Consider the following 25,226-nt stretch of genomic DNA (forward strand, 5'->3'; position numbering starts at 1 on the left):
GACGTATGCACAGGTCAATCCGGTGGCGTTCGAGCCGGCAATCGCCCCGCATCTGGCGGCGCGCGAGGCGGGCGTAGCGTTGACTGTGCAATCGTTGCTGACGCCGATGCGTGAAATTCTCGATCTGCAGGCCGATTTCACGTTGATCGAAGGCGCCGGCGGCTGGCGCGTGCCGCTGGCCGATCAGGACAATCTGTCGGACCTGGCGATGGCGCTGAATCTGCCGGTGATTCTGGTGGTCGGCGTGCGGCTGGGCTGCATCAACCATGCGCTATTGACGGCTGAAGCGATTGCCAATGACGGGCTGCAGTTGGCCGGATGGGTGGCCAATATCATCGAGCCGAAGACTTCGCGGCTGGAGGAGAACCTCGCGACACTGGCCGAGCGCATCCCCGCGCCGTGCCTGGGGCGAGTGCCAAAACTCAAGGCGTTATCGGCGGAAGCGGTGGCGGAGCATCTGCAACTGGACTTGCTCGATTAATGTTTTTGCCTATGGCAAGGCACTGTGCCATTAGTGTTTTTGTCGGGTGTTTTGCCGGTGCGTCTGGTTCAATGGCCGCTGTTGTTCCTTCACAGGACGAGTTCTCCCATGGAAATCTCAGGTAACAGCGCTTTTTATGCCGGTCTGAACACTATCCAGACCGGGCAGAACCGTATTGATCAGGCTGCCGGCCAGATCGCCGGCGCTGCTGTTGAACGGGTGCCGGTCGGTCAGTCTTCGGATGTGCAGGTCGATCGCCTGCGTGCGGTTGATCGCAGTCAGCGCTCGGACTTCGCCAGCGATATGGTCGAAATGTCTCAGGGCAAGTTGCAGGTCGAGCTTGGAGCGAAAGTCGCCAAGGCTTCCGATGAAGTGCTCGGCACGCTGATTGATACTTACGCCTGATTATTTGCTCAATCCGCTTCCCCAACGCCGCGAATCTTCGCGGCGTTTTTCTGCGTAAGTCTTTCTTCCTCAACTAATCTTTTGTCTGTGGCATGGCGCGATGTCGGCGGCGGTTCGCGGCTGTGTGGCCGTTATGAAGGCGGGCGTGATGACGAACGGCAAAAGATCGGCGCTTGACAAGATTTGGGCGTAAACGTATGTTTCAAACAACTGTTTGACCGTCACAACAAATCAATGCGGTCGTTCATTCCCGGTTACATCAGCAGAGGTTTATCGCTATGCCTGACTACAAGGCCCCCTTGCGTGATATTCGCTTCGTTCGTGACGAGCTGCTCGGCTACGAAGCGCATTATTCGAGCCTTCCGGCTTGCGCAGACGCAACTCCGGACATGGTTGACGCCATTCTCGAAGAAGGCGCCAAGTTTTGTGAGCAGGTGCTGGCTCCGCTGAACCGCGTGGGTGACACCGAAGGCTGCACCTGGAGCGAGTCCGGGGTTAAAACCCCGACTGGCTTCAAAGAAGCCTACAAGCAATTTGTCGAAGGCGGCTGGCCGAGCCTGGCGCACGACGTCGAGCACGGCGGCCAAGGCCTGCCGGAGTCGCTGGGTCTGGCCGTGAGCGAAATGGTTGGCGAAGCCAACTGGTCGTGGGGCATGTACCCAGGCCTGTCGCACGGCGCGATGAACACCATTTCCGAGCACGGCACGCCTGAGCAACAAGACGCGTACCTGACCAAACTGGTGTCCGGCGAATGGACCGGCACCATGTGCCTGACCGAACCGCACTGCGGCACCGACCTGGGCATGCTGCGCACCAAGGCTGAACCTCAGGCCGACGGTTCCTACAATGTTTCCGGCACGAAAATCTTCATCTCGGCCGGTGAACACGACATGGCCGACAACATCGTCCACATCGTCCTCGCCCGTCTGCCGGATGCACCGGCCGGCACCAAAGGCATCTCGCTGTTCATCGTGCCGAAGTTCATGCCGAACGCTGACGGTTCGATCGGCGAGCGTAACGCCGTGACCTGCGGTTCCCTGGAACACAAAATGGGCATCCACGGTAACGCCACGTGCGTGATGAACTTCGACGCGGCCACCGGTTACCTGATCGGCCCGGCGAACAAAGGCCTGAACTGCATGTTCACCTTCATGAACACCGCGCGTCTGGGCACTGCGTTGCAAGGTCTGGCGCACGCCGAGATCGGCTTCCAGGGCGGCCTGAAATACGCTCGCGATCGTTTGCAAATGCGTTCGCTGACTGGCCCGAAAGCGCCAGAAAAAGCCGCTGACCCGATCATCGTGCACCCTGACGTACGTCGCATGCTGTTGACCATGAAGGCGTTCGCCGAAGGCAACCGCGCGATGGTTTACTTCACCGCCAAGCAGGTCGACATCGTCAAATACGGCGTGGATGAAGAAGAGAAGAAGAAAGCCGACGCACTGTTGGCCTTCATGACTCCAATCGCCAAAGCCTTCATGACTGAAGTCGGTTTTGAATCCGCCAACCACGGTGTGCAAATCTACGGTGGCCACGGTTTCATCGCCGAGTGGGGCATGGAGCAGAACGTTCGCGACAGCCGCATTTCGATGCTGTACGAAGGCACCACCGGCATCCAGGCACTCGACTTGCTGGGCCGTAAAGTGCTGATGACCCAAGGCGAGGCCCTGAAAGGCTTCACCAAGATCGTCCACAAGTTCTGCCAGACCAACGAAGGTAACGAAGCCGTTCAGGAATTCGTTACGCCGCTGGCTGCACTGAACAAGGAATGGGGCGAGCTGACCATGAAGGTCGGTATGGCCGCCATGAAAGATCGCGAAGAAGTCGGCGCGGCGTCGGTGGATTACCTGATGTACTCCGGTTACGCCTGCCTCGCTTACTTCTGGGCTGACATGGCACGTCTGGCAGCCGAGAAACTCGCGGCCGGCACTTCCGAAGAAGCGTTCTACACCGCCAAGCTGCAGACTGCGCGCTTCTACTTCCAGCGCATCCTGCCGCGTACCCGCACCCACGTGGCAACCATGCTGTCGGGCGCCGGCAACCTGATGGACATGAAAGAAGAAGACTTCGCCCTGGGTTACTAAGCCCGCCGCGGTCGCTTCAACCAGCCGCTGCTCTTTCGAGAGCAGCGGCTTTTTTGTGCCTGCGCAAAACGTCGATTGCTGCGCTGAATAATTCCCGACTGCAACACTAAGAAATCGCCGAAACCTGCCGTTATAGAGTGGGCGGTGTGACAGACATCACATTGCATGTGCTTAACTGCGCCAATTGCAGGCACAATGCCATCTTTGTTTGCCGGGTCGGAGCTTTACCCCTTGCCGCGTTCTTCCGCTGTACGTTTCAGCCACTTCCTGCCTTCACTCCTGCTGCTGCTCGCAGGGCTTTCGGCTGCGTATATCAAGGATCTGAACGTCTTTTTCACCTCGCTGTTCAACGTGCTGCCGACCTTGGTGCTGTTGCTCGGCGGCGCGTATTGCGCGGTTTACCGACGTCAGCGCGAACTGTTTCTGATGGTCACGGTGTACATCGCCTACTTTTTGCTCGACACCCAGACCGACTATTACCGCGACAACGGCAAGGTTCGCGAAGACGCCGCGGTGGTGTTCCATCTCTGTTGCCTGCTGCTGCCGCTATTGTTCGGGCTGTTCGCGGCGTGGCAGGAACGCACGCATTTGTTTCAGGACATGGTGGCGCGTTTCGCCGTGTTGCTGGCGTTCGGCAGCGTGGCGCTGGGCATCGAGCAGAGTTATCCGCAGGCGTTGCTGATGTGGTTATCGGAGATTCGCTGGCCGGCGTTGCACGGCGCGTGGATGAGCCTGATCCAGTTGTCCTATCCGGTGTTCATCGCCGCGTTTGTACTGCTGGCTTGGCAGTACTGGCGCCATCCGCGACCGCTGCACGCTGCGCAACTGGTCGGTTTGCTCGGGTTGTTCTGGATGTTGCCGAAAACCTTCATCCTGCCGTTTACCCTGAACATCATGTGCAGCCAAGTAATGTTGATGATTGCCTCGGCGGTCGCTCACGAAGCCTACCAAATGGCCTTCCGCGACGAACTCACCGGTTTGCCAGGCCGCCGCGCCTTGAACGAGCGCATGCAGCGGCTGGGGCGCAATTACGTGCTGGCGATGAGCGACGTCGATCATTTCAAGAAATTCAACGACACCCACGGCCACGATGTTGGCGATCAGGTGCTGCGATTAGTCGCCAGCAAACTGTCGAAAATCAGCGGTGGCGGTAGGGCATATCGCTACGGCGGCGAGGAATTCGCCCTGGTGTTTGCAGGCAAGACGCTCGAAGAGTGCATGCCGCACCTGGAAGTCATCCGCGAGTCGATTGCGACCTACAACATTCAACTGCGCAACCCCGACCGGCCGCAGGACGATCAACAGGGACGTCAGCGTCGAGCCGGCTCCGGCGCGTCCAGCGTTTCAGTGACGGTCAGCATCGGCGTCGCCGAGCGTCTGGAACAGCGCACCCCTGAACAAGTGCTCAAGTCGGCTGACGAAGCGCTCTACAGCGCCAAGGGTGCCGGGCGAAATTGCGTCGTCGCGTTCGGCCAGAGCCGCCGTGGCGCCGTGCGCATGGACGCCGCTGCGGGTTGAGTGATGATGGCGCATTCAGCGTCTGGACTGTGATTGTGAGGCGTGGTGCGCGGCAGTAGGTTTGGCTGATCTGCTGCCGGAGAAACGACCATGCCCGAGTACAAAGCCCCCCTGCGCGACATGCGCTTTCTGATCGACCACGTCTTCGACTTTCACCGCAACTACGCCGCGCTGGGGGCGACTGACGCCAGCCCGGACATGGTCAACGCAATCCTCGAAGAAGGCGCGAAATTCTGTGAAAACGTTCTCGCGCCGCTCAATCGCAGCGGTGACGAAGAGGGCTGCCATTTCGACAATGGCGTGGTAACAACGCCTACAGGCTTCAAGCAGGCTTTCGCACAATACGTCGAAGGTGGCTGGCATGGTCTGGCGGCGGATCCGCTGTACGGTGGCCAAGGTTTGCCGAGTTCGCTGGGGCTGGTCATCAGCGAAATGGTCGGTTCCAGCAATACCTCCTGGGGCATGTACCCCGGCCTGACCCACGGCGCAATGTCGGCGATCCACGCCCACGGCACCGAAGAGCAGAAAAACACCTACCTGAGCAAACTGACGGCCGGCCAGTGGACCGGCACCATGTGCCTGACCGAGGCCCATTGCGGCACTGACCTGGGCATCATCAAGACCCGCGCGGTGCCTGACGCCGACGGCAGTTACGCGATCACCGGCAGCAAGATCTTCATTTCCGCCGGCGAGCACGATTTGAGCGACAACATCATCCACTTGGTGCTGGCAAAACTGCCGGATGCTCCGGCAGGCACCAAGGGCATTTCGCTGTTTATCGTGCCTAAATTCCTACCCGACGCCGAGGGCGCTGCGGGTGAGCGCAACGGCGTTTCCTGCGGTTCCATCGAGCACAAAATGGGCATCAAGGCCTCGGCCACCTGCGTGCTCAACTTTGATCAGGCAAAAGGCTTTTTGATCGGCGAGGCCAATAAAGGCCTCAATTGCATGTTCACCATGATGAACCACGCGCGCCTGGGCACCGGCATGCAAGGCTTGTGTCTGGGTGAAGCGAGCTTCCAGGGCGCGATCAAATACGCCAACGATCGCCTGCAAATGCGCTCGCTGACCGGCGCCAAAGCCCCGGAAAAAGCCGCTGACCCGATCATCGTCCACCCCGACGTGCGGCGTATGTTGCTGACCATGAAAGCCTTCAACGAAGGCAACCGCGCGCTGACTTATTTCACCGCGCAATTACTCGATGCCGCGCATCTGAGCGCTGACGCGACCGCGCGGCAGGACGCAGAGGACTTGTTGGCGTTCCTCACGCCGATCTGCAAAGCGTTCATGACCGACACCGGCCTGGAAGTGACCAACCACGGCATGCAGGTCTTCGGCGGCCACGGGTTTATCCGCGAATGGGGCATGGAGCAGCTGGTGCGCGACTGCCGGATTGCGCCGATTTATGAAGGCACCAACGGCATTCAGGCGCTGGATTTGCTCGGGCGCAAAGTGCTCGGCAGCCAGGGCAAACTGCTGCGCGGGTTCACTAAAATCGTCCATAAGTTCTGCGCAGCGAATGCCGAGCATCCGCAACTGGGCGCGTTCGTCGCGCAGCTCAATGGCTTGAACCAGCAGTGGGGCGAAGTCACTACGCAGATCGGCATGGCGGCGATGAAGAATGCCGACGAGGTCGGCGCCGCGTCGGTGGATTATTTGATGTACAGCGGTTACATCATCCTCGGCTACTTGTGGCTGCGCATGGCGCTGACGGCGCAGCAACAGTTGGACGCGGGCAGCGGCGATGCCGATTACCTGCGCGGGAAACTGGCGACGTGCGAGTTTTACTTCAAGCGATTGCTGCCACGCGCCGCCGCGCATCGGGCGGCGATCGAGGCCGGGAGTGATTGCTTGATGAAATTGCCGGCGCAGATGTTTGCGCTTTGATGGCGAGCCCATGAAAAGCATCGCGGGCAAGCCTTGCTCCCACAGGTTCAGTGCCGTTCGCAAGTCTGCATTGGCTGAACGCTTGTGGGAGCAAGGCTTGCCCGCGATTGCGATTCAGCAGACAAATCGCAGTGACTAAAAATTACAAATCGGTCATGAGCTGACCCTATGTGTCGTAAAAGTTGTTGGGTTACACTCGGGCCCAACGAAAACACATTTCCTGTGAATCACCTGTTTAGATCCTGCGAGGTTTGCCATGGCTGACTACAAAGCGCCCCTGCGCGATATGCGCTTCGTCCTCAATGAAGTGTTCGAGGTCGCCAAGCTCTGGGCCGAACTGCCGGCACTGGCCGACACCGTCGACGCCGAAACCGTCGAAGCGATTCTCGAAGAAGCGGGCAAGGTCACCAGCAAAAGCATCGCACCACTGAGCCGTGCGGCCGACGAAGAAGGTTGCCATTGGGCGGACGGTGCCGTCACCACACCGGCAGGTTTCCCACAGGCTTATCAGACCTATGCCGAGGGCGGCTGGGTTGGCGTCGGTGGCGATCCGGCCTACGGCGGCATGGGCATGCCCAAGGCGGTTTCGGCGCAAGTCGAAGAAATGGTCAACTCCGCAAGCCTGTCGTTCGGCTTGTACCCGATGCTCACGGCCGGCGCCTGCCTGTCGATCAACGCCCACGCCAGCGAAGAGTTGAAAGCTGCGTACCTGCCGAACATGTACTCCGGCGTCTGGGCCGGTTCCATGTGCCTGACCGAGCCGCACGCCGGCACCGACCTCGGGATCATCCGCACCAAGGCTGAGCCTCAGGCCGACGGTTCCTACAAAGTCAGCGGCACCAAAATCTTCATCACCGGTGGCGAGCACGACCTGACCGAAAACATCATTCACCTGGTGCTGGCGAAATTGCCCGACGCGCCGGCCGGTCCGAAAGGCATTTCGCTGTTCCTCGTGCCGAAGTTCATGGTCAACGCTGACGGCAGCCTCGGCGCGCGCAACCCGGCGAATTGCGGTTCGATCGAACACAAAATGGGCATCCAGGCCTCCGCGACCTGCGTGATGAACTTCGACGAAGCCGTCGGTTACATCGTCGGCGAGCCGAATAAAGGCTTGGCGGCGATGTTCACCATGATGAACTACGAGCGTCTGGGCGTCGGCATTCAGGGCCTGGCGACTGGCGAGCGTTCTTACCAGAACGCCATCGAATACGCGCGCGATCGTCTGCAAAGCCGTTCGCCAACCGGCGCGCAAAACAAAGACAAAGTCGCTGACCCGATCATCGTCCACCCGGACGTGCGCCGAATGTTGCTGACCATGAAGGCCTCGAACGAGGGCGGTCGCGCGTTCTCGACCTACGTGGCGATGCAACTGGACACCGCGAAGTTCAGCGAAGACCCGACCACACGCAAACGTGCGGAAGATCTGGTGGCGTTGCTGACGCCAGTGGCCAAGGCGTTCCTCACCGATCTGGGCCTGGAAACCACCGTGCATGGCCAGCAGATTTTCGGCGGCCACGGCTACATCCGCGAGTGGGGCCAGGAGCAATTGGTGCGCGACGTGCGCATCACGCAGATTTACGAAGGCACCAACGGCATCCAGGCGCTGGACCTGGTCGGGCGCAAGATTGTTGGCAGCGGCGGGGCGTTCTATAACCTGTTCGCCGACGAAATCCGCCACTTCACCGCAACGGCCAGCGCCGATCTGGCGGAGTTCACCAAGCCGTTGAACGACGCGGTAACCACTCTCGATGAGCTGACTTCGTGGCTGCTCGACCGGGCGAAAAACAACCCGAATGAAATCGGCGCGGCGTCGGTCGAGTATCTGCAAGCGTTTGGATACGTTTCCTACGCCTACATGTGGGCGTTGATGGCCAAAGCGGCGTTCGGCAAAGAAGCGCAGGAAGATTTCTACGCCAGCAAGCTGGGCACCGCGCGGTTCTACTTCGCCCGTCTGCTGCCGCGTATCCACTCGTTGAGCGCCTCGGTGAAGGCTGGCAGCGAGTCGCTGTTCCTGCTCGACGCTGCGCAGTTCTGACCATGTAAAGTCATGTAAGCAATCTCTTACATGACGTGCTGCTGTTCTCCCATTGGCGCCGATTGGATCCACAGTTAATCTACTTCACATGGACGTCGCGCAGGAAGCGCAAAGCAACAACAGGGACACGTAGGATTCTGCCAGGACGGCGGAGTGAAATGGATGTCAGGGAAACAGTCTGCAAAGCCCCGCTTCGGCGGGGTTTTCTTTTGCCTGCAGAAAAGTGCCCGGCCCAGCTATCAGGCCGGTTTCGCCGGGCCGACCGAGCGATCTTCCGGTCCGTTCAGCACTTCCTCCAGCAACGTCTGCAACAGCGCCAACGAGGCCTGCTGCCGTTGCACATCTCGACAGACCAATCCGACGTTCAGCGGCACCCGCGGTTCGGTAATCGGTTTCCACAACAGTTCATGCTTGCCCAAAGCTTTTTGCGAGCGCCCCGGCAGCACCGTCGCCAGCCGGGTATGCGGCAAGCTGTCGAGAATGCCCGCCATGTTGTTCAATTCAGCTTGCACCTGCGGCCGCCGGCCGAGATTGGCCAGTTGCGTTTGCCAGATCTGCCGTAGCTGAAATTCCTCGCCCAGCAGCAACATCGGCAGCTCGGCCGCCTGACTCATCGAGACTTTCTTGAATTCCCGCAACGGATGCTCCGCCGGGATGACAAGCGTCAGTTCATCTTCGTACAGCAGCACGCCATGCAGCCCCGGCTGACGCGGCGGCAGATAGCTGATGCCGATGTCCAGCGAACCGTTGAGCAGGCGCCGCTCGATCTCCAGGCCGGTCAATTCGTAGATCTGCGCGACAAGATGCGGCTGCGCCTTGCGCACCCGTTCGAGCATTTGCGGAACCAGACTGGTGTGCACCGTTTGCAGCACGCCAATCGCCAGTGTGCGCAACGCCTGGCCCTTGAAATTGCCCAGCGCTTCGCGCGCCCGCTGCATCCCATCCAGCAGCGGCAGCGCGTGGTTGTACAGCGTGTGCGCGGCCAACGTCGGCAACAACCGTTTGCTGCTGCGCTCGAACAGGCTGACATCGAGGTTTTGTTCGAGATGGCGGATCTGTTGCGACAGCGCCGGTTGCGAGATCGACAGTCGCTCGGCAGCCCGGCCCACATGGCCCTCTTCGTAGACCGCGACGAAATAACGCAGTTGCTTGAAATCCATAAGTAACACTTATCGAAAATGCTGTGAAATCGAAATGGCTCACGGCCGTGCCGGCGCCTAGTCTAACCGCATTCACAAGGCTTACAGGGCCGGAAAGCGCGATGAATAGCGTTTGCAGCGATGGTGTTTACATAGGTTTTTACACAGACACGGCAAAACACCTCAACGGAGGTTTTTTGCAATGAATCTGTTCAATTTGCGCCGCAGTACAGCCAGCCCGCGCAGCCTCGACGACTTGGCGATGGACGCGTCCAAACCGACTTGCAACGACAACCTCTCCAGCGAGTGCCTGATGCCCAGCGTCGAGCGGCCGAAGCAGATATTCGTGCGTGGGCAGGGTTCGTGGCTGTGGGACAGCGACGACCGCGCGTATCTGGATTTCACCCAGGGCGGCGGCGCCAACAGCTTGGGCCATAGCGCTTCGGTGTTGGTCAGGGCCATTGCCGATCAGGCTCAGGCGCTGATCAATCCAGGTTTCGGCCTGCATAACCGCGGCATGCTCAACCTCGCCGAGCGTCTTTGCCGCAGTACCGGCAGCGATCAGGCGTACCTGCTGAACAGCGGCAGCGAGGCCTGTGAAACGGCGATCAAACTGGCGCGCAAGTGGGGCCAGCGCTATCGCGGCGGTGCTTCGCGGATCATCGTTGCCAGAAATGGCTGCCACGGGCGTAGTCTCGCGACGATCTCGGCGTCGGACAGTTCCAGCCTGACCAACCTCTTCGAACCGCGACTGCCGGGGTTCAGCCACGTGCCGTTCAACGACCTGCCGGCGATGCACGCGGCGGTAGACGCGCAAACCGTGGCGATCATGCTCGAGCCGATCCAGAGTGATGCCGGCGTGATTCCCGCCGACCCGCATTACCTCAAAGGCGTCGAGCGCCTCTGTCGCGAGCTCGGAATTCTGCTGATCCTTGATGAAGTGCAAACCGGTATCGGCCGCTGCGGCAGCTTGCTCGCGGAACACTCCTGCGACGTACGCGCCGACATCGTTGTGCTCGGCAAAGGGCTGGGCGGCGGCGTACCGCTGGCGGCACTCCTGGCGCGCGGCAAAGCGTGCTGTTTCGACCTCGGCGAAATGACCGGCACCCACCACGGCAATGCGCTGATGACCGCTGCCGGCCTGGCAGTGCTCGAAACCGTGGACGACAAAGGCTTCCTCCAGCACGTCGAGGAAACCGGCCAGCATCTGAGTGAAGGTCTGCGGCGTTTATCCCATCGCTATGCTCACGGCGAACTGCGCGGACAAGGCCTGCTCTGGGGACTGACCTTGTCAGAAGATTCAGCGGACGCCGTAGTCAAAGCGGCGCTCTACGAAGGTTTGCTGCTTAACGCCGCGCAACCCGACTGCCTGCGCTTCACCCCGGCGCTCACCGTCAGCAAAGCCAACATCGACGAAATGCTCCTGCGCCTGGCCCGCGCCTTCTCCCGCGTGCGCACCGCGCAACTGCAATGCCGCAAAGGGATTGCCGTCTGATCAGAACCGCCCTACACGAATTTCCGAACCGTCTCGCGGTAATAACGCATCGCCCCATGCCTGATTCTTTTGGCGTGGGGCGTTTTTTTTCCGCTGATTCATCGAGATACTGGCATCAGGACACGATTCGGAGTGAACCCTGACGAACGGCGCAGGTCGATTGGGTGTGTGGCTCACACGAGCCAACTTAATTCAGGAGCTGCCCCATGGACTTTATTCGAATCATCATCGCCATTCTGTTGCCGCCCCTGGGTGTGTTTCTGCAAGTCGGTTTCGCGGGTGCGTTCTGGCTGAATATCCTGCTGACGTTGTGCGGTTATATTCCTGGGATCGTGCACGCGGTTTACATCATCGCCAAGCGCTGAGTCCTGTGGCATGAAGTAGATTGATTTCGCGGGCAAGCCTCGCTCCTACAAGGCTTTGCGCCATCCCTGTAGGAGCGAGGCTTGCCCGCGAATGGCGCGACTCGCTCTCAATCGGTTGATTCAATCACCCGCCGATAAAACAACCACTCCTGTTCCAGCGCATGTGCCTGGTTCCCGGCCTTGCGGAAGCCATGTCGCTCGTCCGGGTAATAATGCGCCGCCACCAGAATGCCGTTGTCCTCCAGCGCCGTGACCATATCGCGGGTCTGCTGCGGAACCACCACCGCGTCCAGTTCTCCCTGAAAGAAAATTACCGGCACACTGATGTTTTTCGCGTGCAATAACGGTGTGCGCGCGGCGTAGCGTTCGGCGTCTTGCTGCGGATCGCCGATCAGCCAGTCGAGATAATCGCCTTCGAATTTGTGCGTCGCTCTCGCCAACGCAACCGGATCGCTGACGCCATAAAGGCTGGCGCCAGCGCGGAAAACCTGGTGGAACGCCAGCGCGCACAGCGTGGTGTAACCGCCGGCACTGCCGCCGCGGATGAAGGCTTTTTCGCCGTCGATCATTCCGCGTTCGGCGAGATAGGTCACCACCGCGCAAGCATCCTCGACATCGACATCGCCCCAACTCAAGTGCAGTGCCTGGCGGTATTCGCGGCCATAACCGCTGCTGCCGCGATAGTTGAGGTCGGCCACGGCAAAGCCGCGTTGTGCCCAATATTGAATGCGCGGGTCGAGCATCGGGTAGCAGGCTGACGTCGGGCCGCCGTGGATGAACACCACCAGCGGCGGTTTCGCTTCGCCAGTCATGGCCGGATAGAAGAAGCCATGCGCCTCGCCCGAACCGCTTGGGTAACGCAGGGTTTGTGGACGGCTGACCTGTTCGGCAGGCAGCGGGGCGATACCGCCGGCCAGGGTTTTGACCGCGCCGGTGCTGCGGTCAATCGCGATCACTGCGGCAGAACTGATCGGCGAGGCGGCGATGCAGTAAATGCACTTTTCATCCATCGCGAGACTGCGAAACCGCGTGTAATCCCCGGTGAAATCTTCAGTGACATCACCGCGAATCTCCAATCGGCCAAAGCCGCCCTCGGTCCAGCTCGCCAGATAATTCTCGCCACCGAGCGGCAACCAAGTGCTGCCGCCCAATTGCCACGGCGCCGGTCCGTGATCGGCAGCGGCGCTCGCCAACGCGCTCAAGCCATCAGCCGACTCCGCCCATGGCTGCCAAAACCCGTTGCGATCGGTCAGGCAATACAAACGACCGCCCTGATCAAAACGCGGCTGCTGCAACGACTCTTCGCCAGCATCGCCCGCCACACAGCGCGGCGCGCCGAAACTGGCCTGATCCTCACGCTCGGCAACCATCAGGCGCGTTGCGGTCCACGGTTGGTCGGGCCGGCTCCACTCGATCCACGCCAGGCGCCGGGCGTCCGGGCTCAGCGTCGGTGCCGCATAGAAATCCGCGCCTTCGGCCAGCAGATGACGCGTGCCATCCGCGAGGTCGATGGCGACCAACCGATGCTGATCGTGGTTTTCTTCAACCGCCAACACTTGGCCATCAGCAAAATGCAGATCGCCATATCGGCACTCATTCGAGGTCAGCGCCTGCGGGGTCTCGCTGTTCAGCGACTGGCGATACAGCTGCTGGTCGGCCTCGTTGACGAAAACTACCCCGTCATCGGTCAGACAAAACGCGCCGCCGCCATATTCGTACACGCGGCTGCGCACGCTGAAACCTGGCGGCGTCATGCAGTGGGCTTGCCCGTCGCGCCAGTGCCAGATCCGGCAAGCGCCGTCCTCGGGACGGTATTCGTTCCAGAACAAGCCATGGCGACCGAGCTGCAATTCAGCAAAATCGATGCCGGCAGCGACAGCCTTGAGCGCGCTGAAAGGCTCAGCCTTTAGCGATGAGTCGTGAGTTTCGTTCATTGCGAAAGGCCAGTTGTTCAATGGTTTGAGTCGCGTGTTCGGCTTCTTCGCGGGCCTTTAGAATCACGCCGTGATGTTCCGATTTGCTGCACACCGGGTCGGCATTGCTTGCGTCGCCCGTGAGCATGAACGCCTGGCAGCGACAGCCGCCGAAGTCCTTTTCTTTCTCGTCGCAGGAGCGGCACGGCTCGGGCATCCAGTCGTAACCGCGAAAGCGGTTGAAGCCGAACGAGTCGTACCAGATGTGTTGCATGGTGTGATCGCGCACGTTGGGAAATTGCACCGGCATCTGTCGGGCGCCGTGACAGGGCAGCGCGGTGCCGTCCGGCGTGACGGTGAGAAAAATACTGCCCCAGCCATTCATGCAGGCTTTCGGGCGTTCTTCGTAGTAATCCGGCGTGACAAAAATCAGTTTGCACGGATGCCCTTCGGCTTCCAGTTTGGCGCGGTATTCGTTGGTGATGCGTTCGGCGCGGACCAGTTGTTCCTGGGTCGGCAACAAACCGACACGATTGAGCTGCGCCCAACCGTAGAACTGGCAAGTCGCGAGCTCGACGAAGTCGGCTTCCAGCGCAATGCACAGCTCGATGATCCGGTCGATCTTGTCGATATTGTGTCGATGAGTGACGAAGTTCAGCACCATCGGATAACCGTGCGCCTTCACCGCGCGGGCCATTTCGAGTTTCTGCGCGAAGGCTTTTTTCGAGCCGGCCAGGAGGTTGTTCACCTGCTCGTCGCTGGCCTGAAAACTGATCTGTATATGGTCCAGGCCGGCCTTCTTGAAGTCGCTGATTTTCTGCTCGGTGAGGCCGATGCCTGAGGTGATCAGGTTGGTGTAGAAACCCAACTTGCGCGCCTCGGCGATCAGTTCTGCCAGGTCCTGGCGCACCAGCGGTTCGCCGCCGGAGAAACCCAGCTGCGCCGCGCCCATTTCCCGCGCTTCGCGAAACACCTTGATCCACTGTTCGGTGCTCAGCTCTTTGCCCTGCTCGGCGAAATCCAGCGGATTGGAGCAGTACGGGCATTGCAGCGGGCAGCGATACGTCAGCTCGGCCAGCAGCCACAGTGGCAGGCCGATTTCCGGTTTGGGCGGTAACTTGTCCGACACGGTGTCAGGCAAGTTCGATCCAGTGCTCAGCACGGGCGACCTCCATGAATTGCTCGATGTCTTCACCGAGCTCGGGCACACCGGGGAATTTAGCCTCCAGTTCGACGATGATCGCCGCGACATCACGTTCGCCGTCGATCAAACCGCCGATCAGCGCCGCGCTTTCATTGAGTTTGATCATGCCTTCCGGGTACAGCAGCACGTGGCCCTTCTGCGCCGGTTCGTATTGGTAGCGGTAACCCTGACGCCAGGTCGGGACTCTGCTGCGATCGAAACTCATAAGATGATTCCTTTATGCCAGACCCGTTGCTCGGTCACGCTGTGGTACGGCGGGCGATTGAGCTCATACGCCATGGTCATGGCATCGAGCATGCTCCAAAGAATGTCCAGTTTGAACTGGAGAATTTCCAGCATGCGCTCCTGGCCGGCCCGGGTGGTGTAGTGCTGCAAAGTGATCGCCAGGCCGTGCTCGACATCGCGCCGCGCCTGACCCAGGCGAGTGCGGAAATATTCGTAGCCGGTCGGGTCGATCCACGGGTAATGCTGCGGCCAGCTGTCGAGGCGCGATTGGTGGATTTGCGGCGCGAACAGTTCGGTCAACGAGCTGCTGGCGGCTTCCTGCCAACTGGCCCGACGGGCGAAATTGACGTAGGCATCGACAGCGAAACGCACGCCGGGCAGCACCAGTTCCTGCGAGCGCAACTGGTCCGGATCGAGGCCAACCGCCTGGCCGAGGCGCAGCCACGCTTCGATGCCGCCGTCTTCACCGGGCGCGCCGTCATGGTCGAGCAGGCGCTGAATCCACTCGCGGCGGATCTCGCGGTCCGGGCAATTGGCGAGGATCGCCGCGTCCTTCAGGGGGATGTTCACCTGATAGTAGAAACGGTTCGCCACCCAGCCCTGAATTTGTTCACGCGTCGCCCGACCTTCATACATCGCCACGTGATACGGGTGATAGATGTGGTAATAGGCGCCCTTGGCGCGCAGGGCGGCTTCGAACTCGGTGGGGGACATTGCGGTGTCAGTCATTTCGGTTCTCCGGGTAGGACCGGTGGATTCTTTGGTGTCGGGTCGGACGCTTTCGGGGGCGAGCCTCGCTCCTACAGGTTCTTCGCTATGCCCTGTAGGAGCGAGGCTTGCCCGCGAAGGGCCCTCAGCTACAACACAATACTCATCCCGTCATACGCCACTTCAACCTCACGCCGAGCCAGTTCCGCGCGCTCCGGTGAATCTTCGTCGAGGATCGGGTTGGTGTTGTTGATGTGGATAAGCACTTTGCGCTGCTTGGGCAGTTGTTCGAGCACTTCCAGCATGCCGCCGGGGCCGTTCTGCGCCAAATGGCCCATTTCCCGACCGGTACGGGTGCCGACGCCGCGACGCTGCATTTCGTCGTCATCCCACATCGTGCCGTCCACCAGCAGGCAATCGCTGCTGGCCATGATGTCCAGCAGCGACGCGTCGACTTTGCCCAGCCCCGGCGCGTAAAACAGTTTGCCGCCGGTGCTCAGGTCTTCAACGATCAGGCCGATGTTGTCGCCCGGGTGCGGGTCGAAACGGTGCGGCGAATAAGGCGGGGCGGCACTGCGCAAGGGCAGCGGGGTGAAGCGCAGGTTCGGGCAGGCCGGGACGCTGAAGCTCTGGTCGAGCTCGATGCGGTTCCAGTTCAGCCCGCCGTTCCAGTGGGTCAGCATGGTGAACAGCGGGAAACCGCTGCTCAGGTCTTCGTGGACCATGTCGGTGCACCAGACCTGATGCGGGCAACCTTCGCGCAGGCTGAGCAGACCGGTCGTGTGGTCGATCTGGCTGTCCATCAGGATGATCGCGCTGATCCCGGTATCGCGCAGCGCACGGCCCGGTTGCATCGGGGCGAAGCTCTGGAGCTGGGCGCGGATGTCCGGCGACGCATTGCACAGCACCCAATTCACGCCGTCATCGGAAATCGCGATGGACGATTGGGTACGCGCCTTGGCGTTCAGGCTGCCGTCGCGAAAACCGGCGCAGTTCACGCAGTTGCAATTCCACTGCGGGAAACCACCGCCGGCGGCGGAACCTAGAATCTGGACAAACATGGCCGCTCCATCATTTGAAAACCGAAAATAAAAACGCCTCGGCAAACCGAGGCGCTGTGACACAAGACAAACTTAGCGGCTTGCGAAGTACATGGTGACTTCAAAGCCGATACGCAGGTCGGTGTAAGCAGGTTTGGACCAGGACATAAAAGTGCTCCTTTCAGGTGGATGGGACAGCTGAGACCTATACATATAGTCCACCTCCAGCCGGAGATGTTCAGATAGTTAGGCGGCTATGTTACTCAAAATTACCGAGCGCTTGCCCGTGAAAGTTTGAGAAAGCTAATTGCAGCGCCCGTAATGATCATTTCGCCACTTGCCAAAGACCGCCGGGACACGGCGTGTTGGCGATACAGCGCCAACCGCCTGCCGCGTTATTCAGACGCTGGGCGGCGGCGAACAATTCGCCTCGGTCGATGGACAAAATGGTTTCACCAAGTTGCGAGAGGTAATCCGACGAGTGGCCGGCCAGTTTTGCCTGCCAAAGCAGTTCGGCCGCCTCCGCGCTCGGCAGCGCATCGATGTCGAATTGATCCGCGAGGGCTTGGCGTTGCGCGAGCCAGGAGTGATCGTCGAGGCCGCTGATCAGTTCTGTCAGTCCGCTGAGGAAATGTTCGATGTGCCCGAGCAATTCGCCCACCGCGACCGTCGGCGACTGCACGCCAAACAGCAAACCGGTCTGGCCATTCATCTGGCGCAATCCGCTGAACACCGCGTAACCCAGTTGCAGCTCGACGCGCAGGCGCTGGTAAAACGCGGTTTGGCTCAAATGCGCGAGCAAACGCCAAGCGGCTTCGTCAGTAATTTCCTGGGTAGCTGTAGGGCAAAACAGCAGCAGCGCCGCTTCGCTGGATTGGGTTTCGATGCAATGCCACACATGCTGCGAATGGAGCGATGGCGGCGCCGTCTGTTGAGCGTCGGCGATCCCCGGAATTCGGCTCAGCGCAACGCCCATCGCCGCTTGCGTCTGAGCCGACAAACCGACCGCCAAGCCATCCCAGCGTGCGCTCGACCAGATTTGTTGCAGATTATCTGAGACATCCGCCGGTTCCAGTCCGCACGCCGGCAGCGCTTTGAGCAGTTGCCGAATCGGCATCAACGCAGGACGGGTCGTTACGAGGCGAGGGAAATCGGCGTCAGGTTTCGTCAGTAGCGTCAGCGCGTACTCAAGGATTTTCGGCATCGGCTCCTGCAAACCGGTCATCTTCAGCAACCATTGGTTGCCCGACGCGTCGAAAGAAACCTCGACACCCGCCTGATGCGCGTCTTCACGCAGTGGTTGCAGGCTATTTTCGAGACTCGATTGCAGGCCGCTGTCCGCCGCCAACCGCCAACGCAGATAAATCGCGCCTGCATCGGTGTAGCCGGGCAATGCCTGGCTGAATTGCATCGGCGAGCGTTCACGGCGACCGCGCGAGCGATCCTGGGCGAACGTGCGCAAACCACGGTGGGCGCTGGTCTGGCCGCGAATCAGTCCGGCGTTGGCCGGTGCTGCGTCCGAGCGCAGGAACGGGTTCGCAGCGGGCAAATGCCACTGGCCGGTGAAGTTATCCACAGCGCCGATTTGTTGGAGGATGCTCTGGAGCGCTGCAACACCTTGTTCGGATAAAGCGCTTTCAAGCTGCTGACTGTCCCGCTGCGCTTGCTGCAAAGCGCCGCTGACTTGCTGTTGGCGCTGCAGCACGGCCGCGTACTCCTCGCGCAGTTCGCTGCTATTTTGCTGAGACGCGAAAAACCCTAGCCAATCCATCAGTTGCTCGCGTAGCGCACTTGGCGCCCCAGTGCTGATGAACTCGATGTGCAACAAAGCCTGTCCGGCGAATTGATACAGCGGCGCGGCTTTCAGGCGGTCAGCCAAACCTTGTTTTTGCAGTTCGGCGAGCAATCCGCCGGGTTTCGCGTTATTCAGCCAATGACACAAAAACGCCAATGCCTCGGTAGACGATTCCGGCAACCCGTCGAGGGCGAACAGCAGATCCACGCGACGCTCGCCGAGCTGTTGATAACTTTTATCCGCGGCCGCCATCAGCGGTGTTGGCGCCTGTTGCGGGGCTTTATCGCCCGGTGCGATAGCCGCGTCGAACGCCTGCGCCATCGCTCGTAACTGTTCAAGACTCTGCGGACCTACCAGACTCAGGGTCATCTGACCGGTGCGGTAAAACTGCTGATAGAAATCCTTTAAAGCCTGCTGAAACTCAGGCTGCGGCACCGGCAGGCTGTCGCGGTTGCCGGCATGAAAACCGCGCAATGGATGACTCGGCGACAGCCCGTCGAACAGCGAAAGTTGCTGTTGCGCGGTGGCGTCCTGGGACCAAGCGACGAATTCCGCGTGCAAAACCTCCCGTTCCCGCGCCTGATCGTCCAGATTCATACGCGGGTGGGCGAGCATGTCCGACAGACGCTGCAATCCGCCGGCAAACGCCTGCGGCGACAACTCGAAAAAGAACTCGGTGGTGCGTTCATTGGTCCGCGCATTCACTTGGCCGCCATGCCGCTGGACGTAGGCCATCAGCGCCTCGTCCGTAGGAAAACGCTCAGTGCCCAGAAACAGCAAATGCTCAAGAAAATGCGCCAACCCGGGCCATGCCAGCGGCACGTCATGGCTGCCAGCGGCGACCCGCAAAGCGGCTGCGGCGCGCTTCAAATCGGGCGCGTGACGCAGCGTCACCCGTAGGCCATTGGCCAGGGTTTCAGTGTGAGGGCGGGGATGATTCAGCGCAGGCATGAGCACTTCCAGTACAGAGAAGCGCTAATGCTAGCGGATAACCGGGGCTCAGCGCTTGTTCAGCTCGCCGTAGAGTTCAGGACGGCGATCGATCAAATAGCGATTGGCCGCGCGCGAATCGAGCATCAATTGCCGATCCAGCTCGCCGACGATCAACGCTTCGTCCAACCCGGCCTGGGCGATACGGCTGCCATCCGGCGCGGCGATGCTGCTTTGCCCGCAGTAATGGATGTCGCCCTCGTTGCCACAATAGTTGGCGTAAGCCACGTAACACTGGTTTTCGAAGGCGCGCGAGCGGACGGTGACGTCAGCGACGAAGTCGTAAGGAATCATGTTCGCGGTTGGCACCAGAATCAGCTCGGCACCGGCCAACGCCAGGCGTCGGGCGTTTTCCGGGAACTCCATGTCGTAGCAGATCAGGAAGCCGATTTTCCAGCCATTGAGCTCGACCACCGGGAAATCATCGCCGCCAGCGCTGAACATTGAGTGATCGAGGTCGCCGAACAAATGCGTTTTGCGGTAGTTGCACACGCGTTCGCCGTGGGCGTCGATCAATTGCACCGAGTTGTAGATCTGGCCGTCCTCGGTGCGCTCGGGATAGCCATAAAGGATGGCAATGCCGGTGGTTTTCGCAATGCGCGCAATTTGCTGTGCCGACTCACCGTTGTGCACCTCGGCGAGAACGCTGACGGCATCCACGCCGATGTTGTAGCCGGTCAGGAACATCTCCGGCAACACCAGCAAGTCCGCGCCTCGGGCCTCCAGCGCCAGTTGATGCAGGCGATGCAGATTGCCGGCGACGTCCAGCGGCAACGGTGGACATTGGTAAAGGGCTACGCGCATGTCGGATTCCTCTTACTCGGGCAGGGCGATTGGCCCAATTTCGTTGAACACATCTCCTGGACCCGGGTTCTCGGCGTGAGTTTCACCGCCGAAGTGTTTCATGATGCCCCACACCGCGTTGAGCGAGGTCTGCACCGCGCCTTCGACCCACGCCGGGGTCCACGAAACGTCGTCGCCGGCGATGAAAATCCCGCGCTGCTCGGCTGGCATGTCGTCCTGCATGAAGTGCGCGTACATGCGCTGGTTGTAGCGGTAATGGCCGGGCAGGGCGCCTTTGAACGCGCCGAGGAAGTGCGGATCGGATTCCCAGGAAACGGTGATCGGGTCGCCAATGATCCGCGCGGCGATATCGACTTTCGGGTAGATCTTCTTCAACGAGTCCAGTGCCAATCTCACGCGTTTTTCCACCGGGTGCGGGAGCATTTTCAGCGCGTCACTCATCCACGAATACGACAGGCAAATCACGCCGGGCTTGTCGTCGCCGTTGTCGAACAGATAAGTGCCACGGGTCAGGCGATCGGTGAGGGTCATGCTCATCAGGTCGCGGCCGGTTTCCGGATCTTTGTCTTTCCAGAACGGGCGGTCGACCATCACGAAGGTTTTTGACGACTGCATGTAACGGGTGCGGTCGAGGGCCATCCACATCTTTTGCGAGAACAGGGTTTCATCGCATTCGATCTGCGTGGTCAGCAACCAGCTCTGGCAAGTGGTCAGTACCGCAGCGTATTCGCGGCTGTCGCCATAGTTGTCGGTGACGGTGAAACGGCCGTTCTCGGCGTGGGCGATTTTCTTCACGCCCGAGCGCGGCGCGCCTCGGTGCAGCGAGCTGAGGCTGGTGCCTTGCGGCCAATGCACGCAGCGTTCCGGCACATGGCGCCAGATGCCCAGCGGCACTTGCTCGACGCCACCGACGACCAGATGCTGATGGTCGTCGCAGTTGGTCATCACCACGCGGAAGATTTCCAGCATCGAATTGGGGAAGTCCGAATCCCAGCCGCCGGTGCCGAAACCGACCTGGCCAAACACTTCGCGGTGATGGAACGACAACTTGGCGAAGGCTTTCGAGGTCGCGACAAAGTCGTAGAACGTGCGGTCATCCCACAACGGCACCAAGGTGTTCCACAGTTCTTTGAGGCGTGGCACGTCACGGTCGCGGATCGCTTGCTGGATCTCTTTGTAGCGCGAGCCGTCCTCCAGCGCGTCCGCCCAGGCGTCAGCCACTTCCTGAAACAGTGCAGGAAGATCCGCCAGGCTTTGGGCGTAATGAGTCTTGCCTTCGAGGTCGATCACCGTGCTGCCCGACGCCGGGGTCAGTGGGTTGGGGAACGGTTTGGTTTCGAGGCCGAGTTTGTCGACGTAGTGATAAAACGCCGTGGAGGACACCGGAAAACGCATGCCGCCGAGCTCGGCAACGATGCCTTCCGCGCCATTGAATGCTTGCGAGCGCAGGCGCCCGCCCATTTTCGAGGCTTCGTAGACGACCGGTTTCAGCCCCAGTTTCATCAGCTCGTAAGCCGCGACCAGACCGGCGATCCCGCCACCAACGATCGCCACTTCGGCGCCGTGGTTATGCTCGGGAATGCTGCCGAGGCCGGCCGGGTGCTCGATCCAGTCGTCGAACGCGAACGGAAAGTCCGGGCCGAAAATGGTGATCGGTTTCTTACCGTCTGCAGGATGGCGATTGTTCTTGTTCATGGCTGACCTTGCTGGCGACCCGACGCGGAATGCGCGTCTGAGTATAGGAAAAGATGCCAGCCATTCTAGACAGCGCAGAACACGTTAATAAGACGCAATGTGTCGTCGTTTTGCTAATCAGCTGTGCTTTGTGACGAGCGATTCATGCGATCTGTAAGTAAGCAGTCTTCAACATCATCGTTTGCTGACAATCCGCTATCGCGAGCAGGCTCACTCCTACAAGGGCTGATCCACATATCCCTGTGGCAGCAGAGCAGGCTCACTCCTACAAGGGCTGATCATATAACCCTGTGGGAGCCGAGCTTGCTCGCGATGAGGCCCGCCCAGACCCTGCAAAACCTCAGAGCCCAACCTAAACCGGCTGCCCCCGATCAATCTTGCTGCTCAAGATGATCGACGTCGTGGTCTTCTCGACCCCATCCACGCTGCCGATCTGATCCAGCAACTGATCCAGCTGCTCCGGCGAATCAGTGCGCAACCACGCCACATAATCAAATTCGCCACTCACCGCACACAGTTGCTGCACCTGCGCCATCGCGCTCAAACGCCGCAACACTTCTTTGCCGGACCGCGGTTGCACAGTAATCCCGACATACGCCTGCAACCCGCCATCAACCACGCGTTGCCCCAGGCGCACGCCGTAACCGGTGATCACCCGCGCCTTTTCCAACCGCGCCAATCGCGAGGTGACAGTGGTGCGCGCGATGCCCAGTTGCCGCGCCAGCATGGCGACACTTTCGCGGGCGTTGATTTGCAGGGCGGCGATCAACTGGCGGTCAATTTCGTCTAGCACGGGCGGGCGAGTGTCGGGCAAAGGGGCGGCTCCAGCAGCATGAAAATCAGTGGTCAGCATGTTACAGCCACATCCTGCAGTGCGCTCGCGGCGGTTGATTGATCATCTTTTGTACCATTCAGAACATTTTGCCTGCGACAAATTGTCATAAGTAACTAGGTAGTACATAATTTCGCGCTTGTCACACATTGGAAAACTTTCGAGATGAGTAATTCTGGGGCTGCCGCCAGCAGCAAATGGTTGCTGTTGGGGCTCGGTGTCCTGATCGCGTTGATCGGGCTGGGCCTGGCCGGTGGCGGTGCTTACCTGGCAACGTTGGGCGGCAGTTGGTACTTCCTGCTGATGGGCCTGGCGATGCTCGTTTCCGGGGTGCTGATCGCCCGGCGCCAGCCGCAAGGCGCCTGGCTGTACGGCGTGGCGCTGATCCTGACGGCGATCTGGGCGGTGTGGGACAGCGGTTTGGATTATTGGCCTCTGGTGTCGCGGGTGCTGACTTTTGCTGTGATCGGCTTGGTCGTTGCGCTGATTTATCCGACGCTGGCTCGCGCTTCCGGCGCCACCGCAGGGCGCGGTGCGTACGGTTTGGCGGGCATTCTGGGCATCGGCGTGGTCGCGACGCTGGCCTACATGTTCGTGCCGACCCACGTCGTCAAGGCCAGCAGCGAACCTGCGGTGACTCCGGTAAAACCGGGCACCGAGCAAAAGGATTGGGCGCATTGGGGCAACACCACGGCCGGCAACCGCTTTGCAGCGCTGGACCAGATCAACAAAGGCAATATCAACAAATTGCAGGTCGCGTGGACTTTCCAGACCGGCGACATTCCGCAAAGCACCGGCGCTGGCGCTGAAGATCAGAACACGCCGCTGCAAATCGGCGACACGGTCTACACCTGCACCGCGTACGGCAAAGTCTTCGCGCTCGACGCCGATACCGGCGCCCAGCGCTGGAAATTCGACCCGCAAAGCACCGCGCCAAACTGGCAACGCTGCCGTGGTCTGGGTTATTCCGAGACGCCGACGCCGACGCCGACGCCGACGCCGACGCCGACGTCGACGTCGACGTCGTCGGAAGCTCAACCCACAGCCTGTGCGAAACGTCTGTTTCTGCCGACCGGCGATGCGCGTCTGATCGCGATCAATGCCGACACCGGCAAGCCGTGCGAAGACTTTGGCGACAAAGGCACGGTCGATCTGAAAACCGACATGGGTGAAGTCAAACCCGGTTACTTCCAGCAAACCTCGGCGCCGCTGGTGGCGGGCGACGTAGTGATCGTGGGTGGGCGCGTCGCGGACAACTACTCGACCGGCGAACCGCCAGGGGTCGTCCGCGCGTATGACGTGCGCAGCGGTGAACTGGTGTGGGCCTGGGATCCGGGCAATCCGAACATCACCAAACGCCCGCCACCCGGTGAGACGTATACCCGAGGCACGCCGAACGTTTGGTCGGCGATGTCCTACGACGCCAAACTCGGCCTCGTTTACTTGCCAACCGGCAACGCGACGCCGGACTTTTTCGGCGGCCAACGTACCGAATTCGACGACAAGTGGAACTCGTCCATCGTCGCCATCGACGTGAAAACCGGTCAGGTGCGCTGGCACTTCCAGACCACTCACCACGACCTCTGGGACTTCGATCTGCCGGCGCAACCGCTGCTTTACGACGTGCCGGACGACAAGGGCGGCACCCAGCCAGCCTTGGCGCAAGTGACCAAGCAGGGCGAAATCTTCCTGCTGAATCGAGAAACCGGTGTGCCGATCGCCAAGGTTGAAGAACGCCCGGTGCCACAGGGCAACGTGCCCGGCGAACGCTACTCGCCAACCCAGCCGTTCTCGGTCGACATGCCGTCGATCGGCAACAAAACCCTGACCGAATCCGACATGTGGGGCGCCACGCCGTTTGACCAATTGATGTGCCGCATCCAGTTCAAAGGCATGCGCCACGAAGGCGTCTACACGCCGCCGGGCCTGGACCGCGCGCTGCAATTCCCGGGCTCGCTGGGCGGGATGAACTGGGGCAGTGTTTCGGTCGATCCGAACACTAACTATATGTTCGTCAACGACATGCGCCTGGGCCTGGCCAACTACATGATCCCGCGCGACAAAATTGCCGCCGGCGCCAGCGGCATCGAAATGGGCGTCGTGCCGCAGGAAGGCACGCCGTTCGGTGCGATGCGCGAACGCTTCCTTTCGGCGGCCGGTATTCCTTGCCAGAAACCACCGTTCGGGACCATGTCGGCCATCGACCTGAAGACCCACAAACTGATGTGGCAAGTTCCGGTCGGCACCGTGCAAGACACCGGCCCGCTGGGTATTCGCATGCATTTGCAGATCCCGATTGGCATGCCGACGCTCGGTGCTTCGCTCGCGACGCAGTCCGGGTTGCTGTTCTTCGCCGGGACGCAGGATTTCTACCTGCGTGCGTTCGATACCGGCAACGGCAACGAAATCTGGAAATCGCGTTTGCCAGTGGGCAGTCAGTCCGGGCCGATGACCTACGTTTCGCCGAAAACCGGCAAGCAATACATCCTGCTGACCGTGGGCGGCGCACGCCAGTCGCCGGACCGCGGGGACTACGTGATTGCGTATGCGTTGCCTGAGTAAGGGCTGATCCGCAGGGGTGAAAAAGCCGCGCAATTGCGCGGCTTTTTTA

20 protein-coding genes are annotated in these 25,226 nt (G+C 60.4%); 9 read left to right on the top strand and 11 right to left on the bottom strand.

Annotated elements, in window-relative coordinates:
• The 6 genes from bioD to BI292_RS17020 all read left to right on the top strand — a co-directional run.
• A partial coding sequence (gene bioD / locus BI292_RS16995) for a dethiobiotin synthase (protein ID WP_101208549.1) occupies positions 1–481 on the top strand: 481 nt, incomplete at its 5' end.
• Between the two features lie 108 nt (positions 482–589).
• Positions 590–886: a pyrroloquinoline quinone biosynthesis protein PqqE gene (locus BI292_RS17000; RefSeq protein ID WP_101208550.1), complete on the top strand. Its 297-nt coding sequence runs from the start codon at positions 590–592 to the stop codon at positions 884–886.
• Between the two features lie 278 nt (positions 887–1,164).
• A complete protein-coding gene (locus BI292_RS17005) occupies positions 1,165–2,970 on the top strand; it encodes a phenylacyl-CoA dehydrogenase (RefSeq protein ID WP_101208551.1) in 1,806 nt (601 codons plus the stop codon).
• Positions 2,971–3,201: 231 nt separating this feature from the next.
• Complete coding sequence (locus BI292_RS17010) at positions 3,202–4,488, top strand: GGDEF domain-containing protein (protein ID WP_092277191.1); 1,287 nt, start codon at positions 3,202–3,204, stop codon at positions 4,486–4,488.
• Between the two features lie 90 nt (positions 4,489–4,578).
• Complete coding sequence (locus BI292_RS17015) at positions 4,579–6,375, top strand: acyl-CoA dehydrogenase C-terminal domain-containing protein (RefSeq protein WP_101208552.1); 1,797 nt, start codon at positions 4,579–4,581, stop codon at positions 6,373–6,375.
• Between the two features lie 256 nt (positions 6,376–6,631).
• Complete coding sequence (locus tag BI292_RS17020; RefSeq protein WP_101208553.1) at positions 6,632–8,410, top strand: acyl-CoA dehydrogenase C-terminal domain-containing protein; 1,779 nt, start codon at positions 6,632–6,634, stop codon at positions 8,408–8,410.
• A 239-nt stretch (positions 8,411–8,649) separates the two neighbouring features.
• Here the strand turns inward: BI292_RS17020 and BI292_RS17025 are convergent, their stop codons facing one another.
• On the bottom strand, positions 8,650–9,570 hold the full coding sequence (locus BI292_RS17025; protein WP_101208554.1) for a LysR family transcriptional regulator: 921 nt from the start codon (positions 9,568–9,570) through the stop codon (positions 8,650–8,652).
• Positions 9,571–9,751: 181 nt separating this feature from the next.
• Here BI292_RS17025 and BI292_RS17030 point away from each other — a divergent pair, with 181 nt between their 5' ends.
• Complete coding sequence (locus BI292_RS17030; protein ID WP_101208555.1) at positions 9,752–11,044, top strand: aspartate aminotransferase family protein; 1,293 nt, start codon at positions 9,752–9,754, stop codon at positions 11,042–11,044.
• 206 nt (positions 11,045–11,250) lie between these two features.
• Positions 11,251–11,409: a YqaE/Pmp3 family membrane protein gene (locus BI292_RS17035; RefSeq protein ID WP_007904205.1), complete on the top strand. Its 159-nt coding sequence runs from the start codon at positions 11,251–11,253 to the stop codon at positions 11,407–11,409.
• A gap of 107 nt (positions 11,410–11,516) precedes the next feature.
• On the opposite strand, the gene BI292_RS17040 is transcribed toward BI292_RS17035, so the two are convergent.
• The 10 genes from BI292_RS17040 to BI292_RS17085 all read right to left on the bottom strand — a co-directional run bounded on the left by BI292_RS17040 (position 11,517) and on the right by BI292_RS17085 (position 22,597).
• Positions 11,517–13,343, bottom strand: coding sequence for a S9 family peptidase (locus BI292_RS17040; RefSeq protein WP_101208556.1), 1,827 nt, complete (start codon positions 13,341–13,343; stop codon positions 11,517–11,519).
• Complete coding sequence (pqqE, locus tag BI292_RS17045; RefSeq protein ID WP_178076594.1) at positions 13,309–14,451, bottom strand: pyrroloquinoline quinone biosynthesis protein PqqE; 1,143 nt, start codon at positions 14,449–14,451, stop codon at positions 13,309–13,311. The genes BI292_RS17040 and pqqE overlap by 35 nt, the downstream gene beginning before the upstream one ends.
• Positions 14,452–14,455: 4 nt before the next feature.
• Positions 14,456–14,731: a pyrroloquinoline quinone biosynthesis peptide chaperone PqqD gene (gene pqqD, locus BI292_RS17050; protein WP_092277216.1), complete on the bottom strand. Its 276-nt coding sequence runs from the start codon at positions 14,729–14,731 to the stop codon at positions 14,456–14,458.
• On the bottom strand, positions 14,728–15,480 hold the full coding sequence (pqqC, locus tag BI292_RS17055; RefSeq protein WP_092277219.1) for a pyrroloquinoline-quinone synthase PqqC: 753 nt from the start codon (positions 15,478–15,480) through the stop codon (positions 14,728–14,730). The genes pqqD and pqqC overlap by 4 nt, the downstream gene beginning before the upstream one ends.
• A 128-nt stretch (positions 15,481–15,608) precedes the next feature.
• Positions 15,609–16,520, bottom strand: coding sequence for a pyrroloquinoline quinone biosynthesis protein PqqB (pqqB, locus tag BI292_RS17060; RefSeq protein WP_101208558.1), 912 nt, complete (start codon positions 16,518–16,520; stop codon positions 15,609–15,611).
• Between the two features lie 72 nt (positions 16,521–16,592).
• A complete protein-coding gene (pqqA, locus tag BI292_RS17065; protein ID WP_009045898.1) occupies positions 16,593–16,667 on the bottom strand; it encodes a pyrroloquinoline quinone precursor peptide PqqA in 75 nt (24 codons plus the stop codon).
• Between the two features lie 157 nt (positions 16,668–16,824).
• Complete coding sequence (gene pqqF / locus BI292_RS17070) at positions 16,825–19,245, bottom strand: pyrroloquinoline quinone biosynthesis protein PqqF (protein ID WP_101208559.1); 2,421 nt, start codon at positions 19,243–19,245, stop codon at positions 16,825–16,827.
• 48 nt (positions 19,246–19,293) lie between these two features.
• Positions 19,294–20,088 carry a carbon-nitrogen hydrolase family protein gene (locus BI292_RS17075; protein WP_101208560.1) on the bottom strand — a complete coding sequence of 265 codons (795 nt, stop codon included), beginning with the start codon at positions 20,086–20,088 and terminating at the stop codon, positions 19,294–19,296.
• A gap of 12 nt (positions 20,089–20,100) precedes the next feature.
• Complete coding sequence (locus BI292_RS17080; RefSeq protein ID WP_092277231.1) at positions 20,101–21,783, bottom strand: NAD(P)/FAD-dependent oxidoreductase; 1,683 nt, start codon at positions 21,781–21,783, stop codon at positions 20,101–20,103.
• 352 nt (positions 21,784–22,135) lie between these two features.
• Positions 22,136–22,597, bottom strand: coding sequence for an Lrp/AsnC family transcriptional regulator (locus BI292_RS17085; RefSeq protein WP_008067391.1), 462 nt, complete (start codon positions 22,595–22,597; stop codon positions 22,136–22,138).
• A gap of 183 nt (positions 22,598–22,780) precedes the next feature.
• On the opposite strand from BI292_RS17085, the gene BI292_RS17090 reads away from it, so the two are divergent.
• Positions 22,781–25,177 carry a glucose/quinate/shikimate family membrane-bound PQQ-dependent dehydrogenase gene (locus BI292_RS17090; protein ID WP_101208561.1) on the top strand — a complete coding sequence of 799 codons (2,397 nt, stop codon included), beginning with the start codon at positions 22,781–22,783 and terminating at the stop codon, positions 25,175–25,177.
• The last annotated feature ends 49 nt before the right edge of the window (positions 25,178–25,226 follow it).

This window comes from Pseudomonas sp. 43NM1 (genome assembly GCF_002836905.1).
Classification (GTDB): Bacteria; Pseudomonadota; Gammaproteobacteria; order Pseudomonadales; family Pseudomonadaceae; genus Aquipseudomonas; species Aquipseudomonas prosekii.

What these genes read in the sequence shown, in the direction of transcription:
- pqqF (WP_101208559.1), bottom strand. Translation starts at nt 19,245, where the DNA reads ATGCCTGCGCTGAATCATCCCCGCCCTCACACTGAAACCCTGGCCAAT.
- BI292_RS17035 (WP_007904205.1), top strand. Translation starts at nt 11,251, where the DNA reads ATGGACTTTATTCGAATCATCATCGCCATTCTGTTGCCGCCCCTGGGT.
- pqqC (WP_092277219.1), bottom strand. Translation starts at nt 15,480, where the DNA reads ATGACTGACACCGCAATGTCCCCCACCGAGTTCGAAGCCGCCCTGCGC.
- BI292_RS17030 (WP_101208555.1), top strand. Translation starts at nt 9,752, where the DNA reads ATGAATCTGTTCAATTTGCGCCGCAGTACAGCCAGCCCGCGCAGCCTC.
- BI292_RS17015 (WP_101208552.1), top strand. Translation starts at nt 4,579, where the DNA reads ATGCCCGAGTACAAAGCCCCCCTGCGCGACATGCGCTTTCTGATCGAC.
- BI292_RS17020 (WP_101208553.1), top strand. Translation starts at nt 6,632, where the DNA reads ATGGCTGACTACAAAGCGCCCCTGCGCGATATGCGCTTCGTCCTCAAT.
- pqqD (WP_092277216.1), bottom strand. Translation starts at nt 14,731, where the DNA reads ATGAGTTTCGATCGCAGCAGAGTCCCGACCTGGCGTCAGGGTTACCGC.
- BI292_RS17025 (WP_101208554.1), bottom strand. Translation starts at nt 9,570, where the DNA reads ATGGATTTCAAGCAACTGCGTTATTTCGTCGCGGTCTACGAAGAGGGC.
- pqqB (WP_101208558.1), bottom strand. Translation starts at nt 16,520, where the DNA reads ATGTTTGTCCAGATTCTAGGTTCCGCCGCCGGCGGTGGTTTCCCGCAG.
- BI292_RS17075 (WP_101208560.1), bottom strand. Translation starts at nt 20,088, where the DNA reads ATGCGCGTAGCCCTTTACCAATGTCCACCGTTGCCGCTGGACGTCGCC.
- BI292_RS17090 (WP_101208561.1), top strand. Translation starts at nt 22,781, where the DNA reads ATGAGTAATTCTGGGGCTGCCGCCAGCAGCAAATGGTTGCTGTTGGGG.
- BI292_RS17000 (WP_101208550.1), top strand. Translation starts at nt 590, where the DNA reads ATGGAAATCTCAGGTAACAGCGCTTTTTATGCCGGTCTGAACACTATC.
- BI292_RS17040 (WP_101208556.1), bottom strand. Translation starts at nt 13,343, where the DNA reads ATGAACGAAACTCACGACTCATCGCTAAAGGCTGAGCCTTTCAGCGCG.
- BI292_RS17005 (WP_101208551.1), top strand. Translation starts at nt 1,165, where the DNA reads ATGCCTGACTACAAGGCCCCCTTGCGTGATATTCGCTTCGTTCGTGAC.
- BI292_RS17080 (WP_092277231.1), bottom strand. Translation starts at nt 21,783, where the DNA reads ATGAACAAGAACAATCGCCATCCTGCAGACGGTAAGAAACCGATCACC.